General features: G+C 46.4%; 17 protein-coding genes. 11 read left to right on the forward strand and 6 right to left on the reverse strand.

Annotated features, from left to right (window positions below):
• Positions 1–133 precede the first annotated feature (133 nt).
• On the reverse strand, positions 134–334 hold the full coding sequence (locus DXD04_RS07500) for a PG1828 family lipoprotein (RefSeq protein WP_117672279.1): 201 nt from the start codon (positions 332–334) through the stop codon (positions 134–136).
• 239 nt (positions 335–573) lie between these two features.
• Between DXD04_RS07500 and mtaB the strand changes: the two genes are divergently transcribed.
• Positions 574–1,890, forward strand: coding sequence for a tRNA (N(6)-L-threonylcarbamoyladenosine(37)-C(2))-methylthiotransferase MtaB (gene mtaB / locus DXD04_RS07505; RefSeq protein ID WP_117672280.1), 1,317 nt, complete (start codon positions 574–576; stop codon positions 1,888–1,890).
• Positions 1,887–2,909, forward strand: coding sequence for a glycosyltransferase family 2 protein (locus DXD04_RS07510; RefSeq protein WP_117672282.1), 1,023 nt, complete (start codon positions 1,887–1,889; stop codon positions 2,907–2,909). The genes mtaB and DXD04_RS07510 overlap by 4 nt, the downstream gene beginning before the upstream one ends.
• Here DXD04_RS07510 and DXD04_RS07515 read toward each other — a convergent pair.
• The 5 genes from DXD04_RS07515 to DXD04_RS07535 are packed head-to-tail and all read right to left on the reverse strand — an operon-like array spanning position 2,906 to position 5,714.
• A complete protein-coding gene (locus tag DXD04_RS07515) occupies positions 2,906–3,502 on the reverse strand; it encodes a Maf-like protein (protein ID WP_117672284.1) in 597 nt (198 codons plus the stop codon). The genes DXD04_RS07510 and DXD04_RS07515 overlap by 4 nt on opposite strands.
• Before the next feature lie 9 nt (positions 3,503–3,511).
• The gene (locus DXD04_RS07520; protein ID WP_117672286.1) at positions 3,512–4,030 is read right to left on the reverse strand and encodes a KdsC family phosphatase; all 519 of its coding nucleotides are present in this window, start codon (positions 4,028–4,030) and stop codon (positions 3,512–3,514) included.
• Positions 4,031–4,048: 18 nt separating this feature from the next.
• On the reverse strand, positions 4,049–4,846 hold the full coding sequence (locus tag DXD04_RS07525) for a Rossmann-like and DUF2520 domain-containing protein (RefSeq protein WP_117672288.1): 798 nt from the start codon (positions 4,844–4,846) through the stop codon (positions 4,049–4,051).
• Positions 4,843–5,178: a hypothetical protein gene (locus DXD04_RS07530; RefSeq protein ID WP_117672290.1), complete on the reverse strand. Its 336-nt coding sequence runs from the start codon at positions 5,176–5,178 to the stop codon at positions 4,843–4,845. Before DXD04_RS07530 ends, DXD04_RS07525 begins: the two co-directional genes overlap by 4 nt.
• Positions 5,178–5,714 (reverse strand): nitroreductase family protein, encoded by a 537-nt coding sequence (locus DXD04_RS07535; protein ID WP_117672292.1) that lies wholly within the window; start codon positions 5,712–5,714, stop codon positions 5,178–5,180. The genes DXD04_RS07530 and DXD04_RS07535 overlap by 1 nt, the downstream gene beginning before the upstream one ends.
• A 75-nt stretch (positions 5,715–5,789) precedes the next feature.
• On the opposite strand from DXD04_RS07535, the gene DXD04_RS07540 reads away from it, so the two are divergent.
• The 9 genes from DXD04_RS07540 (at position 5,790) to DXD04_RS07580 (ending at position 16,125) form a co-directional block, all read left to right on the forward strand.
• Positions 5,790–6,758, forward strand: coding sequence for a GNAT family N-acetyltransferase (locus DXD04_RS07540; RefSeq protein ID WP_117672294.1), 969 nt, complete (start codon positions 5,790–5,792; stop codon positions 6,756–6,758).
• A gap of 165 nt (positions 6,759–6,923) precedes the next feature.
• Positions 6,924–7,328: a methylmalonyl-CoA epimerase gene (mce, locus tag DXD04_RS07545; protein ID WP_007563149.1), complete on the forward strand. Its 405-nt coding sequence runs from the start codon at positions 6,924–6,926 to the stop codon at positions 7,326–7,328.
• Between the two features lie 49 nt (positions 7,329–7,377).
• Positions 7,378–8,931 carry an acyl-CoA carboxylase subunit beta gene (locus DXD04_RS07550; protein ID WP_117672296.1) on the forward strand — a complete coding sequence of 518 codons (1,554 nt, stop codon included), beginning with the start codon at positions 7,378–7,380 and terminating at the stop codon, positions 8,929–8,931.
• Positions 8,932–8,957: 26 nt separating this feature from the next.
• A complete protein-coding gene (locus DXD04_RS07555) occupies positions 8,958–9,887 on the forward strand; it encodes an OadG family transporter subunit (protein WP_117672299.1) in 930 nt (309 codons plus the stop codon).
• A gap of 22 nt (positions 9,888–9,909) precedes the next feature.
• The gene (locus DXD04_RS07560) at positions 9,910–10,338 is read left to right on the forward strand and encodes a biotin/lipoyl-containing protein (RefSeq protein WP_117672301.1); all 429 of its coding nucleotides are present in this window, start codon (positions 9,910–9,912) and stop codon (positions 10,336–10,338) included.
• Positions 10,339–10,340: 2 nt separating this feature from the next.
• The gene (locus DXD04_RS07565) at positions 10,341–11,501 is read left to right on the forward strand and encodes a sodium ion-translocating decarboxylase subunit beta (RefSeq protein WP_117672303.1); all 1,161 of its coding nucleotides are present in this window, start codon (positions 10,341–10,343) and stop codon (positions 11,499–11,501) included.
• 529 nt (positions 11,502–12,030) lie between these two features.
• A complete protein-coding gene (locus DXD04_RS07570) occupies positions 12,031–13,395 on the forward strand; it encodes a hypothetical protein (RefSeq protein ID WP_117672306.1) in 1,365 nt (454 codons plus the stop codon).
• Positions 13,396–13,423: 28 nt separating this feature from the next.
• The gene (locus DXD04_RS07575) at positions 13,424–14,602 is read left to right on the forward strand and encodes an imelysin family protein (RefSeq protein ID WP_181977465.1); all 1,179 of its coding nucleotides are present in this window, start codon (positions 13,424–13,426) and stop codon (positions 14,600–14,602) included.
• Positions 14,603–14,700: 98 nt separating this feature from the next.
• Positions 14,701–16,125 (forward strand): di-heme oxidoredictase family protein, encoded by a 1,425-nt coding sequence (locus DXD04_RS07580; RefSeq protein WP_117672310.1) that lies wholly within the window; start codon positions 14,701–14,703, stop codon positions 16,123–16,125.
• Positions 16,126–16,131 lie beyond the last annotated feature (6 nt).

Here is a 16,131-nt window from a genome sequence, read left to right on the forward strand (position 1 = left end):
AAATTTATGCCTAAACAATAAATCCCTCAGGTTTTTACGTTGACCCGGTATTAGTATGTATGGTTAGCAAAAGGGCATAAAAAAAGTCTGTAGGCTGAGCTTACAGACTTTCAATTCTCTCTGATGTTCGAGATTATTCAGCTACTACTGCTGAGTCAGCGCAAACTGCAGCTGAATCGCAAACTACTGCTGCTGAATCAACAACCGGAGCTGCTTCTTCAACTACTGCTACTGAATCTGAATCAGATGCAACTTCACTGTTAGCTGCTTTGTTTCCGCAAGAAGCGAAAGAAACTGCAGCAAATGCTACGAACAAAAATACTAATTTTTTCATTTTCTTTGCTTTTTAAATCTGTAATACTTATGTTGTTTTCTTAAAACGCTGCAAAGATATAGACTTTTTCAATACGTTGTTCTCTTTTTAGCCACTTTTTTTCTTCGTATTTTGAGAAATTTCTTAAAAGATGAAGAAATATGTGTAGAAGCAGTGAATAGAGGTTGCAAATTCAGAAACTCGTTTCAGGAATCGTGAATAATGTGTACCTTTGCAGACTTCTAAAATTGTAAAGAGATATGATTGATACAACTATTTTTCAGGATAAAGTAGCTGTTTATTATACGTTGGGCTGTAAGCTTAATTTTGCAGAGACCTCTTCTATTGGAAAAACATTAAAGGAAGCGGGAGTTCGGACAGCCAGAAAAGGTGAAAAAGCAGATATTTGTGTGATTAATACCTGTTCGGTGACAGAAATGGCAGACAAGAAATGTCGGCAAGCCATTCATCGTCTTTCTCGTCAGCATCCTGATGCTTTTATTGTGGTAACCGGCTGTTATGCCCAGTTGAAACCTGAACAGGTGGCTGACATAGAAGGAGTGGATTTGGTATTAGGAGCAGAACAGAAGGGTGAGTTGATGAATTATTTGGGCAACTTGCAGAAACATACGCATGGAGAGGCTGTAGTTACCGCTACCAAAGACATTCGTACTTTTTCTCCTTCCTGTTCCCGTGGGGATCGTACCCGTTATTTTCTGAAGGTACAGGATGGATGTGATTATTTCTGCTCTTACTGTACCATTCCTTTTGCACGAGGAAGAAGTCGTAATGGAAAGATAGAAGATTTGGTGGCACAAGCTCGGCAGGCAGCAGCTGAAGGAGGAAAAGAAATTGTGCTGACCGGAGTGAATATCGGTGATTTTGGAAAGTCAACGGGTGAAACCTTCTTTGATTTAGTAAAGGCTTTAGATGAAGTGGAAGGCATCGAGCGTTATCGTATTTCTTCTATCGAACCCAATCTTCTGACGGATGAAATCATTGAATATGTAGCTCAATCCCGTCGTTTCATGCCTCATTTCCATATTCCTTTGCAATCCGGGTGCGATGAGGTGCTGAAGTTGATGCGCCGTCGTTATGATACGGCTTTGTTTGCAGCCAAGATTGCAAAGATAAAGTCTCTGATGCCCGATGCTTTTATTGGGGTAGATGTCATCGTGGGTACTCGCGGAGAGACTCCTGAATATTTTGAAAAAGCTTATGAGTTTATTAAGGGGTTGGATGTAACTCAGTTGCATGTGTTCAGTTACTCAGAACGTCCGGGAACTCAGGCTTTGAAAATTGATTATGTGGTTCCTGCTCAGGAAAAGCATGCCAGAAGCCAGCGTTTACTGGAACTTTCAGATGAAAAGACGAAAGCTTTCTATGCCCGTCATATTGGTGCAGAAGCAGAAGTGCTGATGGAGAAATCTAAAGCAGGTACACCCATGCACGGTTTTACAAAAAACTACATTCGGGTGGAACTGGCGCACGATGAAAAACTGGATAACCATCTGGTAAAAGTGCGTTTGGGTGATTTTAATGAAGACGGAACGTCGCTTAAAGGAACTATTTTATGATAAAGACAGCTGTAGTCATCTTAAACTGGAATGGGGAAGCCATGCTTCGCCAGTTCTTGCCCTCAGTGATTGCTTGTTCGCGTTTGGAGGGAACGGAAATTTATGTAGCCGACAATGCTTCCACGGATGCTTCGTGTGAGGTGGTAGAAAAAGAATTTCCTTCTGTCCACCTGATACGCCTGGATAAGAATTATGGTTTTGCCGATGGCTACAACTATGCTTTGCAGAAAATAGACGCGGAATACGCTGTCCTGCTCAACAGTGATGTAGAGGTGACAGAAGGATGGCTTCAGCCAATGGTTGATTATTTGGATACTCATCCGGAGACTGTGGCCTGTCAGCCGAAAATCCGTGCGTATCGTCACCGGAACCTGTTTGAATATGCCGGAGCAAGTGGAGGCTTTATTGACCGTTATGGTTACCCCTTTTGTCGTGGACGTATTTTTGAAAACGTAGAGGAAGACAAAGGACAGTATGACGAGGTGATTCCTGTGTTCTGGGCTACGGGGGCAGCTTTGATGATTCGTCTGGACGTATATCGGAATGTCGGTGGACTGGACGGACGGTTCTTTGCGCACATGGAAGAAATAGACTTGTGCTGGCGTTTACGCAGTCGAGGCTATCAGCTTGTCTGTATTCCTTCAAGTACGGTATATCATGTGGGAGGAGCTACCTTGAAAAAGGAAAATCCCCGTAAAACGTTCCTGAATTTCCGAAACAATCTGCTGATGCTGTATAAGAACCTGCCGGAAGAAGAATTGAAGCCTGTGATGCGTGTCCGTACTTTTCTGGATTATTGTGCCGCTGCAGTCTGGGTTTTGAAAGGAGATTTTGCCAATGCCAAAGCTGTGTGGAATGCCCGTCGGGAGTTCTCCCGGATTCGAAGCCAGTTTACTGCCGGTCGTCAACAAAACCTAGCTCATACAGTATTGAAGACCATTCCCGAACGCTATTCTTTCAGTTTGGTGTGGCAGGCAAAAGTAAAGGGCCGAAAAACCTTTTCAGCCCTTTCACATTAAAGTTTCTTGAGTTCCTGATACAAACGTTGCACCGGAAGGCCCATGACATTGAAATAGGAGCCTTCCAGTCGGGAAACTCCCACAAAGCCAATCCATTCTTGTACTCCGTATGCTCCCGCTTTGTCCAGTGGCCGGAATTTCTCTACATAGAATTCAATTTCATCCTCTGTCAGTACGTCGAATGTGACTTGAGTAGTAGCCGAGAACGTACGTTGCAGGTCACGGGTCATCAGACATACTCCGGTAATTACCTGGTGTGTCTTGCCGGAAAGTTCCCGCAACATTTCTTTGGCTTCTTCCAGTGTCCGGGGTTTTCCCAATACCTTTTCGTTGATGCACACCACCGTGTCGGCTGTAATGATTAACTCGTCTTCCGCCATGGAATTACGATAAGCTTCCGCTTTTTCACGTGAAATGTACATTGGAATTTCTTCCCCTTTCAACGTGTCAGGATAGCTTTCATCTATATCCGGAAGTACCCTGACCGTATATTCTAAATTTAGTCCGCTCAGCAATTCCTTTCTTCTGGGAGAATTGGAGGCAAGTACGATTTTATAATGCTGTATGTTTTCTAATGGTTTCATCTTTTGCATACTTATTGGTTACCAGCCAAAGGCAGCCTGCCCGGCCATCCATTTTCTCTGTGCTTTTAAGACCTGTTCAATGACGTCGCGTCCGCAGCCATATCCTCCCTGTCGATGAGAAATGTACTTGCTGATGGCTTTGATTTCAGGTGCCGCATCTGCTGGACAACAGGGGAGTCCTACTAACTGCATGACCTCGTAATCGGGTATATCGTCTCCCATGTAAAGCACTTCTTCTGGTTTCAGGTTATATTTTTCTAACAGTTCCTTGTATTCACGGGTTTTTACGGCAGCACCTAAATACACATCCTTGATACCCAGTCCTTCGTAGCGTTTCCGTACGGCTTCCGTCTTTCCCCCTGTGATAATGGCCACATGCAGTCCGCATTTCACAGCCAGCTGCAGCGCATATCCGTCTTTGATATTGACAGAACGCATGGGCTCTCCGTCGGGATGCAAAAAGATTGTTTCGGCGCTCAGTACTCCGTCTACATCGAAAAACAGCGCTTTTATTTGAGTCAAATCGTAATTTATCATATCTGAAAAATTAAATGGTCAATGATTGGTTGTTTCATATAAATGGATGTGTTCGCTCAGTAACCGATAGATTTCTGCCAGCTTAGGTTCTTCTTCCAGCATATTCAGGTGGCGGTTAATCACATTTTTATCGTAGCGCCTAGCCGGACCGGTTTGTGCTTCCACCGGAGATAATTCATGCACCTTTCGGGCGGTTTCATCTATCAGTGGCAGCATAGATTCGAAAGGAAGTTGGTGTGCCTGAAGCAAATGCTGGCAGATGGCGTACATGTGATTGCTGAAGTTACAGGCAAAGACGGCCGCTATGTGCAGGTATTTTCGCTGTTCCGAACTGGCTTCGTACACTTTTGGGCTAAGGCTTCCGGCTATTTCCTGAAGCAGGGACAAGTTCTGCGGCGAATTGGCTTCGAGGAAAAACGGCACTTCTTCAAAATTAACTTCCCGTTGTTTGCTGAAAGTCTGCATGGGGTAAGCCACTCCGTAATTTTTGAATTTTCCCTTCCATACTTCCATCGGCATACTTCCGGCTGTGTGCAGGTACAGAGCATCCGGATTACAGTGGGCAAGTTGTGAAATGACTGTTTCCAAAACGGAATCTTTCACCGATACGATGTACAAATCGGCATGTTCGTCTACCTGTTCCAGGCAGGTGGTCCACGCACATCCTAATGTCTGTGCCAAGGCTTGTGCCGATTCCTGTGTCCGGCTGTAAATTTGTGACAAGTGGAATCCCTTTTGCTGCAGAGCCTGAGCCAGATGAGTAGCTACATTGCCTGCACCTATACATACAATGGAAAAATCTTTTTTATTCATCATCCGCGTGAAGATAAGAAGTAAAGTAAAACTCCGATGACCAGCAAGGTGGCGGGCAGGAGGAAAGTCGACATCTGTCCCAGCAGAGAGATGACCAGTCCGATATTCTGAATCAGCCAGATACCTAATAAAATGAGTCCTACCGATTTGTCACTTTTGAACCACAGAAAAATAATGGCTGCATACAGCAACATCGTATCTTTTTGCATCACCCACGGCAGTCTGAGGTGACCGAATCCTACCCATTTGTCTATCAGGTAGAGCAGCCCTGTCAGAACAAGAAAAACGGCTGTAGCCCGATAGGTATCTTTGTGTTTGCCCGATGCTGCTGCCATTATTTCCCTCCGAATTTATTGATATGTACCTTTTCCCATTGCAGGTGTGAGTCATCAAAAGGCTTGCGTTCCATTCCCTTGTGTCCTATAGCGATGACGGACAGCACTTGCAATTGTAAAGGAAGGTCCAACAGTTCATGGATGTATTCGTTGGCCGGTGTGCCGTTGGCGGTAAATCTTTCTCTTACCTGTACCCAGCAGCTTCCCAGTCCCAAATCTTCTGCCTGAAGCTGAATCATGATTGACGCAATGGAAGCATCTTCAATCCACACATCGCTGGCGAGCGAGTCGGCAGTCACTACAATAGCCAGTGCAGCATCTTTTACGAATGCCGCTCCCGATTCCTTGCAGAAAGACAACTTTTCCAGTGTGTCCTTGTCGTCTACGACAATGAACTGCCAGCAATTGGAGCGTTTGGAAGACGGAGCCATCAGGGCCGCCTTCAGTAATGTGAGCACCTGATCCTGTGTCGGTTCCTCATCCGTAAACTTTCGCATGCTTCGCCGGTTTCTGATTAAATCACTGAAGTTTTCCATAAAAATTTCGTTTGTTTGGACAAATATAAGGCTTCCCCGTTAAATCCTCAATAAAAAAATGTAAATTTGCATCACATGAACATCCGTTTAGCTACATATTATCACGCTAAGGATGTACCCGCCCTTCCGGGTTCAAACATCTTTCATTCTACAGAACTGTTTCATGTGCTGGAACAGACAAGGGGGGTTCGTCCGCTTTTGCTGGTAGCCTACGAGGGGAAATCTCCTGTGGGAAAGCTGTTATGCATCACTCGCCGTTCCACTAATCTGTTACGTTTTGCCGAAAAGAGTTATGCGTACGGCACAGGTGAATACTTTCCTTCCTCCTATCCGAAAGAACATATTTTTCAGGAACTGCTTTCCTACTTTACGCAGCAGTTTGCAGAGAAATCTTTTCTTTTAGAATTTCGTAATCTGGAAGAACCTTTGTTTGGTTACCGTTATTTCCGGCAAAACGGATATTTCCCGATACGCAGGCTTCGGGTGCGCAACTCTTTACACCATGATTCGTTGGACAAATGGATGAGCACCTCCCGCAAGCGGCAAATTCATCAGGGGATGAAGAATGGAGCCGTAATTGATGTGGCACGTACAGAAGCAGATGTACAGGCTTTTTTCAGTATGCTCAAGCATTATTATTCGCCCAAGATTCATCGTTACCTGCCCGACATCGGTTTCTTCACTACTTTGCTGACGCATTCATCCCATTGCGGACGGATTTTTATCATTCGTTATAAAAACAAGATTATCGGAGGTTCGGTCTGTCTGTTTTCCGGGGAAGATGCCTATTTGCTTTTGTCTGGTGGAATGAGAAAAACGTATCCGCTGCAGTTCCCGGGAGTGCTTGCCGTATGGGGAGCCATGCAGTATGCCCGTGAGCACGGATATGCTCATTTTGAATTTATTGAGGCCGGGTTACCTTTCAAGAAATACGGTTTCCGTGACTTTATTCTGCGTTTCGGCGGAAAGCAGATGAGCAGTCGCCGCTGGTTTCATGTGCGCTGGAACTGGCTGAATCGTCTGCTGACAAAAATCTATGTATAGCCCCCTTCTCATACTTCTGTCAATGGATTAAACTCTTTTTAAACAACGGGATTTCTTTGAAAAAATCGTCAAAAAGTTTCTTTTTTCAGCACAATTTTCTTTTCTTTGTCTGTGTGTATATTAAACACGTACTTTAATTTAATACCCATAAAAAACAATTCTATTATGAAAATCTCTCACATTGAACATTTGGGCATTGCGGTCAACAGTATCGAAGAAGCCCTTCCTTATTATGAAAACGTCCTCGGATTGAAATGCTATAACGTAGAAACCGTAGAAGACCAGAAGGTAAAGACTGCGTTTTTGAAATGTGGTGACACAAAAATTGAATTATTGGAACCAACCGGTCCTGACAGCACGATTGCCAAGTTCATTGAAAACCGTGGCATGGGCGTACATCATGTGGCATTTGCAGTAGAAGACGGAGTGGCCAATGCGCTGGCACAGGCAGAAGGAGCAGGCATTCGTTTGATTGACAAGGCACCGCGTAAAGGAGCAGAAGGCCTTCACATTGCATTCCTCCACCCGAAATCTACCATGGGCGTATTGACGGAACTTTGTGAAAAATAACCACCGGGAAAAGACCCTTATTTAATTATCAAATATAAATACTAATACCATGAGTAACCAACTTGAAAAAGTAAAAGAATTAATAGAGCTTCGCGCACAGGCCCGTCTGGGTGGAGGTGCGAAAGCCATCGAAAAACAACACGATAAAGGTAAGTACACAGCCCGCGAACGTATTTCCATGCTCCTTGACGAAGGCAGCTTTGAAGAAATGGACATGTTCGTACAGCATCGTTGCACAAACTTCGGAATGGACAAGAAGCATTATTTGGGAGACGGCGTCGTAACCGGATACGGAACAATCGAAGGCCGTCTGGTTTATGTTTTTGCCCAGGATTTTACGGTATCTGCCGGTTCCTTGTCTGAAACCATGTCACTGAAAATCTGTAAGGTGATGGATATGGCCATGAAGATGGGAGCTCCTTGTATTGGATTGAATGACTCTGGTGGTGCACGTATTCAGGAAGGTATCAACGCTTTGGCTGGCTATGCAGAGATTTTCCAGCGTAACATTCTGGCTTCGGGAGTTATTCCGCAGATTTCCGGTATTTTCGGTCCTTGTGCAGGAGGTGCAGTGTATTCTCCGGCTTTGACAGACTTCACTTTGATGATGGAAGGTACTTCTTACATGTTCCTTACCGGTCCGAAGGTAGTAAAGACTGTGACAGGCGAAGACGTATCACAGGAAGATCTGGGAGGTGCCAGTGTACATTCCACTCGTTCCGGTGTGACTCATTTCACAGCCTCTACAGAAGAAGAAGGGTTGGCGTTGATTCGTAAATTGTTGAGCTATATTCCACAGAACAACCTGGAAGAACCGCCTTATGTAGATTGTACCGACCCGATAGACCGTCTGGAAGATTCTTTGAATGAAATCGTACCCGACAGCCCGAATAAGGCTTACGATATGTACGAAGTAATCGGTGCTATTGTCGATAACGGTGAATTCCTTGAAATCCAGCGTGATTTTGCCAAGAATATCATTATCGGTTTTGCACGTTTCAACGGACAGTCAGTGGGTATCGTAGCTAATCAGCCGAAGTTCCTGGCCGGTGTGCTCGATTGCAATGCTTCTCGTAAGGCAGCCCGTTTCGTACGTTTCTGCGATGCCTTCAACATTCCTATCGTATCACTGGTAGACGTTCCGGGATTCTTGCCGGGAACAGGTCAGGAATACAATGCAGTCATCCTGCACGGTGCAAAGTTGCTGTATGCATACGGTGAAGCTACTGTGCCTAAAGTAACAGTAACCCTTCGTAAGTCGTATGGAGGTTCTCACATCGTGATGAGCTGTAAGCAGTTGCGTGGCGATATGAACTATGCATGGCCTACTGCTGAGATTGCCGTAATGGGAGGAGCTGGTGCCGTAGAAGTACTGTATGCGAAGGAAGCAAAAGAAGCACCCGATCCGAAAGCCTTTATGGCCGAAAAAGAAGCTGAATACACCAAGCTGTTTGCCAACCCGTATAATGCAGCTAAATATGGTTATATTGATGATGTGATTGAGCCGCGTAACACGCGCTTCCGCATCATTCGTGCCCTGCAGCAGTTGCAGACTAAGAAGCTGACCAATCCGGCCAAGAAACACGGTAATATTCCTTTGTAACATTCACCTTTTTAATGCGTTTAGTTATGAACAAATACATAGCCGGAATATTCTTCGCATCTGCTATGGTCGGTGCACTCAGTTCGTGCACCGCACCGGATACGGGCAGTAAAATCGTCATCAACGAAGTCTTGGTGGATAATCAAGACAACTTTCAGGACGATTATGGCGTGCATAGCGGATGGGTGGAAATATTCAACACATCTTATAATAGTGTCAACCTGGCAGGATGTTACCTGAAAGTGAGCAGTGAGCCGGGCGACACCCTGTCTTATTTCATTCCCAAAGGAGATGTACTGACTGCCATCAGTCCTCGCCAGCACGCTCTCTTCTGGGCAGACGGAGCGCCGCGACGGGGCACGTTCCATACCAATTTCGTATTAAGCAAGACCCGTGACAACTGGGTAGGATTGTACGATTCGGGGCGGAAACTGTTGGATGAAGTGGTTGTGCCTGCCGGTGTACTGAAGACGGACCAGTCGTATGCGCGGGTAAGCGACGGGGCAGACCAATGGGAAGTAAAGGATGACAGCGAGACCAAATACGTGACTCCAAGCACAAACAACCAGACGCTGGAAGGAAACCCGAAGATGGACAAGTTCGAACAACACGACTCGGCGGGGCTGGGCATGACCATTACTGCCATGACCGTGGTTTTCATCGGGCTTATTCTATTGTACATCAGCTTCCGCATCATCGGCAAGGTTGCCGTCAAGCTGCGTAAACGCAACGCCATGAAGGCTCAGAATGTCACCGACAAGCAGGAAGCGAAGGAGCGCGGACTGGGAGAAGCTCCGGGCGAAGTCATTGCCGCCATTTCCATGGCCTTGCATGAAGCACAGGGAGCCGACCACGATGTGGAAGAAACCATCCTGACCATCAGCCGGGTGAAACGGAGCTACTCACCGTGGAGTTCCAAGATTTATACCTTGCGTGAAACGCCTCATAAGAAATAACCTCTAAAGTATAACGAAAACCATGAAAGAATACAGATATAAAATCAACGGAAATCTCTACAAGGTGACCGTGGGAGATATAGAAGACAATAACGTGCATGTAGAAGTAAACGGAACGGCCTATACCGTGGAAATGGAAAAGAAGACCGGGCCGAAAATCAAACCGGTACTCCGTACGGCAGCTACCACACCGGCAGCTCCTCCTCCCGCCGTGAGCCGTCCGGCTGTAGCAGGAAGCAAGTCAGGCATCAAGTCGCCGCTTCCGGGCGTGATTCTGGAAATCAAGGTGAAGGAAGGAGATGCCGTGAAACGCGGACAGACATTGCTCGTACTGGAAGCCATGAAGATGGAAAACGACATCAAGGCCGACCGTGACGGTAAGGTAACTGCCATCAAGGTGAGCAAGGGAGAATCAATACTCGAAGGTACAGACCTTATAATCATTGAATAGTTATGGGAGAATTTATCAATTTCTTACAAAGCAACCTGGCGGATTTCTGGACTTATACCGGCTTCTACAATGCGACTTACCAGCATTTCATCATGATAGCCGTCGGTATATTCTTCATTTATCTTGCCGTGGCGAAGGAATTCGAGCCGATGCTGCTGATTCCAATCGGATTCGGTATGCTGGTGGGCAACATTCCTTTCAATATGGAGGCCGGCCTGCAAGTCGGTATCTACGAACAGGGTTCGGTTCTCAACATCTTATATCAAGGAGTGACATCGGGATGGTATCCGCCACTCATCTTCCTCGGCATTGGAGCCATGACCGACTTCTCGGCATTGATTTCCAATCCGAAGCTGATGCTTATCGGTGCGGCAGCCCAATTCGGTATCTTTGGTGCCTATATGATTGCACTTGAATGGGGATTCGACCCCATGCAGGCAGCTGCCATCGGCATCATCGGAGGTGCAGACGGTCCGACCGCCATCTTCCTTTCATCGAAGCTGGCACCCAACCTGATGGGAGCCATCGCCGTGTCCGCCTATTCGTATATGGCATTGGTGCCGGTTATCCAGCCGCCTATCATGCGTTTGCTGACCACCAAGAAAGAACGTCTCATCCGCATGAAAGCCCCACGCGCCGTATCTCATACCGAAAAAGTATTGTTCCCCATTATGGGTCTGTTGCTCACCTGCTTCCTGGTTCCTTCGGGTCTTCCGCTGTTGGGTATGCTGTTCTTCGGTAACCTGTTAAAGGAAAGCGGTGTGACCCGCCGTTTGGCAGAGACAGCCCGCGGTCCGCTGATTGACACCATCACCATTCTGTTGGGGTTGACCGTAGGCGCTTCCACCCAGGCTTCAGAATTCATCACATGGGATTCACTGAAGATTTTCGGCCTGGGTGCCTTGTCATTCGTGATAGCAACCGCGTCGGGAGTGCTCTTCGTGAAGATATTCAATCTCGTATTGAAGAAAGAAAACAAAATCAACCCGCTTATCGGTAATGCAGGTGTATCTGCCGTGCCCGACTCTGCCCGTATCTCGCAAATTGTCGGTGCGGAATATGATCCGACCAACTACTTGCTGATGCATGCCATGGGGCCGAACGTAGCCGGTGTAATCGGTTCGGCAGTGGCCGCCGGTATCTTGTTGGGATTCCTGATTTAAAAATTGTGTTTATAAGATAGAAGGAGGGATGCATCGGGTGATGTATCCCTCTTTTTTATGCTTAATGGAGTAGGCGTAAAAACGCAAGTGCGTTTGCTTTTAAACGTAAGTACGTTTTACTTGAAACGCAAGTGCGTTTGACTTTAAACGTAAGTGCATTTGGGATTGAACGCAAAGGCGTTTTGGCTTGAAGTGCAAATACGTGCTGAAGTGTACTGAGATTTCTCTTTTTCTTCATTTGATTTTACCTTGTTTTATAAGTAAGCTTCGGTGTCTCATTGGTATAGAATGACTACTCTTTTTTAGGTATCTTTCAGGTGTTAGATGAGGTGAATCAGCAGGCTGAATTATTCCTGATTTTTATATGTGATAGTAAATCAGTGACTTATGCGATGTGCCTCTTGAACTATAAAGAAACTTCCTTCTACCTATAATTGGGTATTTTTTTGTTCGTTAAATTCGTAATTTTTAGGTATTGATAGCCTTTTTTGTGTAGTCTACCTTTGCGGTGTTCAAAAATCGCAGAGAAATGAAAAAAAAAGTTAGTTTATTTTTAACCGCTCTTTGCTGTGCCGTAGGAGCTGTTTCGGCCAGTGAAGTTGATTCGGTGCAGGTGGCTGAAGTGCATGGAAATGTAGCAGCACGTAAACAGCGTACGGACAATGATGAATATACCCGTTTCCGTGTGGGAGGCTATGGAGAAGCTGTGGCTAGTTTTAAGGATTATGGCATCAACCGTTATTACGGAAATCCAAATGGAAACACCCGTGATCATCGGAACACAATTTCTATTCCGCGCTTTGTGCTGGCAATGGATTATAAGTTTACTCCGAAATGGATTCTGAGTGCAGAAATCGAATTTGAAGCTGGAGGAACCGGGTCTGCCATGGAGCTGGAGAACTCGGAAAACGGCGAATATGAAACGGAAATGGAAAAAGGAGGAGAAGTGGCCTTGGAGCAGTTTCATATCACCCGCCTTATTCATCCGGCTTTCAATGTGCGGGCGGGACACATGATTGTGCCGGTGGGACTGACCAATGCACATCATGAGCCGATTAATTTCTTCGGCACAGTGCGACCGGAGGGTGAAACCACCATCCTGCCATCTACCTGGCATGAAACGGGTATTGAGTTTTTCGGTACGTTGGGAAAAGGATATGCCACTTTCGACTATCAGGTGCTGGTGGTGGCCGGACTGAATGCCAACGGATTCGACCGGAATACCTGGGTAGCCAGCGGCAAGCAGGGTTTGTTTGAGGAAGATAATTTCAACTCTCCGGGTTATGTGCTTCGTGTAGATTACCGTGGAGTGCCGGGGCTGCGTGTGGGAGGTTCTTTTTATTATTGTGCCAATACGGCAGGTAATTCCGACAAGCCCAATTTCTACGAGGGACAGAAAGCATCGCTACGGATTTATTCAGGCGACTTGCAGTACAAGAATGACTATGTGACCGCACGGGCCAATGTGGTCTATGGTAACCTGACGAACTCCAAATTTATCAGCAGCAAGAATGTACGTTTGTCGAACAACGCTTCTTATAGCCGCGTGGTTCCGGTAGCTAAAAATGCGGTCAGCTATGCCGGAGAAGTGGGTGTGAACCTGCGTTCCATTTTCAATCACAATCCCAAAGTTCCTGTGATTTATCCGTTTGTTCGCTATGAATACTATAATCCGCAAGAAAAAGGAGAAGCAGGGCAGACCATGGACTTGCGCAACAAGGTCAGCATGTGGGTGGCCGGGTTGAATTGGTTTGCTTTGCCTAATCTGGTAGTGAAGGCAGACTATACTACCCGTCAGATTGGTACAGGAAAAATGTTCGGTACCGGACCGTATACCAGTGAAAATGAGTTTTCCATTGGCTTGGCCTACATCGGCTGGTTTTTCAAGAAATGAATCATTAATTCCTAAAACTATTATGTATATGAAAAAGAATTTCTTTTATGCGGCAGCCTTGGCAATGGGGCTGACCTTTTCGATGACAGCGTGCAGTAACGAAGACACACCGACAGAACCGACTGATGCGGCCAACATTGACTATACGTCGGAAAACGCGACGAGCTGGAACAACTACATGAAGGCAGTGGTTACCTTGCTTCGTAAAGATGCTTCCGACTTGTACGGCTACTGGGCTACCAGTTACAAAGGAGGTGAAAGTTATGCCGTGACCTTTAAAAATCATGGGGCACCGTTCAACAGTGCAGGTTCTTGCGTGCAGCAAGTGATAGACGGTTGTGTAGATATTGCCAATGAGGTGGGAGAAACAAAAATCGGTGACCCGTATTCCAAATACCAGGCAGGGAAGGTGACAGAAGCCCTCTATGCCGTGGAATCCTGGTATAGCTGGCATTCGCGCGAAGACTATTCCAATAACATCGTATCTATCTGTAATGCTTTCTGTGGTGTGCGTAGTGAGGCTTTGATTAGTGGAGCCGCTATTGATAAAACTCAGGTGGCCGCACAATCCTTGTACGCGGTATTGGTGAGCAACGGGCAGCAGGAACTGGCAGATAATACTTTGTCGGCTATCAAGAATGCTTACGATAAGATTTTAGCCATCCCGCAACCGTTCCGTAACCATATCAACAGCGAACAGAGTCTGGCGGCTCAGGAGGCCTGCAGTGAACTGAGTGTCTTGCTGAAAGATGAGGTAAAACCGGCTTGTGATGCATTATCGGAAGCAGTACTGAGTCCGGTGGTAAAGAACTACGTGGATGTAGTGGTATTACCCACTTATTCAGACTTGAAAGACAGAGTGGCTACTTTGTATGATAAAGTGAATGCGCTGGCAGCCAACCCAACCAACCAGGCTTTCAAGGATGCTTGTGATGCCTGGATTACTGCCCGTGAGCCATGGGAAAAAAGTGAGGCTTTCTTGTTTGGCCCGGTAGCCGATCAGGGGCTTGACCCGAATATGGACAGCTGGCCGCTTGACCAGGCTGCCATCGTGAATATCCTGAATTCAGGAGATTACAGCCAGATGGAATGGAGTGGCGACTACTCAGAAGACAGTGAAGCCATTTCTGCCGCACAGAATGTACGTGGTTTCCATACCCTGGAATTCCTGTTGTTCAAAGACGGACAAGCACGTACGGTAGATTAAGCATGAAGACAAATTTTTGATGAATGACAGGCAGGGGAGTAAAGAAGGGGAAGCCCTCCTTTGCTTCCTCTGTATGTTTCCGAAAATGAGAAGAATAAATGAGAATAGTAAAACTTTTGTTATACGGGCTTTTTCCCTGTCTTCTATGGAGCTGTGAGAAAGAAGGAACTGACCAACAGTACGTGGAGGTGCCGGAAGGCTTTGCACTGTCAGCCGGTACAGCTACCAATTTTCTGACTTCTTCGAAAGCTTACGACTTTGAAGCGTCGTGGCTGTCGGGTATTTACAGCAGCCGTTTCAACGACGGAGATGGATTGTATGACGATGTGCGTACCAGTAGTAACCAGGATGGCGGATTGGGTCCCGTGTATGCCGGTTATTCCTGTGGAAGTTGTCACCGGAATGCAGGACGTACCAAGCCTACCTTGTGGAGTGAAGGCGGTTCGGGAAATTACGGTTTTTCTTCCATGTTGGTATATATCACCCGAAAGAACGGAGCGTTCTTCCAGAACTATGGGCGTGTGCTTCATGACCAGGCTATTTATGGGGTGAAGCCGGAGGGTAAATTGTCTGTGAAGTATGATTATCAGACATTCGAATTTCCCGATGGAGAAACTTATGAGCTTTGCAAGCCAACCTATACCATTACGGAGTGGTATGCCGACAGTATCCGTCCGGAAGATTTGTTCTGTTCTGTCCGTATACCGTTACGTCATGTGGGAATGGGGCAGATGATGGCGCTCGACCAGAAAGAAATTGAAGCATTGGCTGCCAAAAGTAATTACCCCGAATACGGCATTAGCGGACGGTGTAATTATATCAGTGAGCGTGGAGTAACTCGTTTGGGACTTTCGGGCAACAAGGCACAGCATGCCGATTTGACGGTGGAGTTAGGATTCTCCAGTGATATGGGGGTGACCAACAGCCGTTATCCCGAGGAGATATGTGAGGGACAGATACAGATGGACCAGGGCAGTATGATGGGACTTTCGTACGACCAGTTGGACGTATCGACCGAGGACATGGAGGATGTGGACTTGTATATGCACTGTCTGGGTGTGCCGGCCCGCCGGAATGTGAATGATCCGCAGGTACAGAAAGGAGAACAGAAATTCTATGAGGCGAAATGCCATCTTTGCCATGTGACTACGCTGCACACAAAAGTAAGAGGAGCCACCCTGCTGAACGGTACGGAACTGCCGTGGTTGGGCAATCAGACCATCCATCCGTATTCAGACTTTCTGCTGCATGATATGGGGTCGGAAATTATGGGTGTGGGTTTGAACGACAATTACGTGAGTGGTTTGGCCCGGGGTAATGAATGGCGTACCACTCCATTATGGGGCATCGGCTTGCAGGAAGTGGTGAACGGACATACCTATTTCCTGCACGACGGACGCGCCCGTAACCTTGTAGAGGCTATCATGTGGCACGGGGGAGAGGCAGAAGCTTCGAAAAACTTGTTTAAGCGCATGAGCAAGGAAGACCGTGATGCCTTGATTGCGTTTTTAAATTCACTTTAATCATTA

It is taken from the genome of Phocaeicola plebeius, from assembly GCF_003437535.1.
GTDB classification, from domain to species: Bacteria; Bacteroidota; Bacteroidia; order Bacteroidales; family Bacteroidaceae; genus Phocaeicola; species Phocaeicola plebeius_A.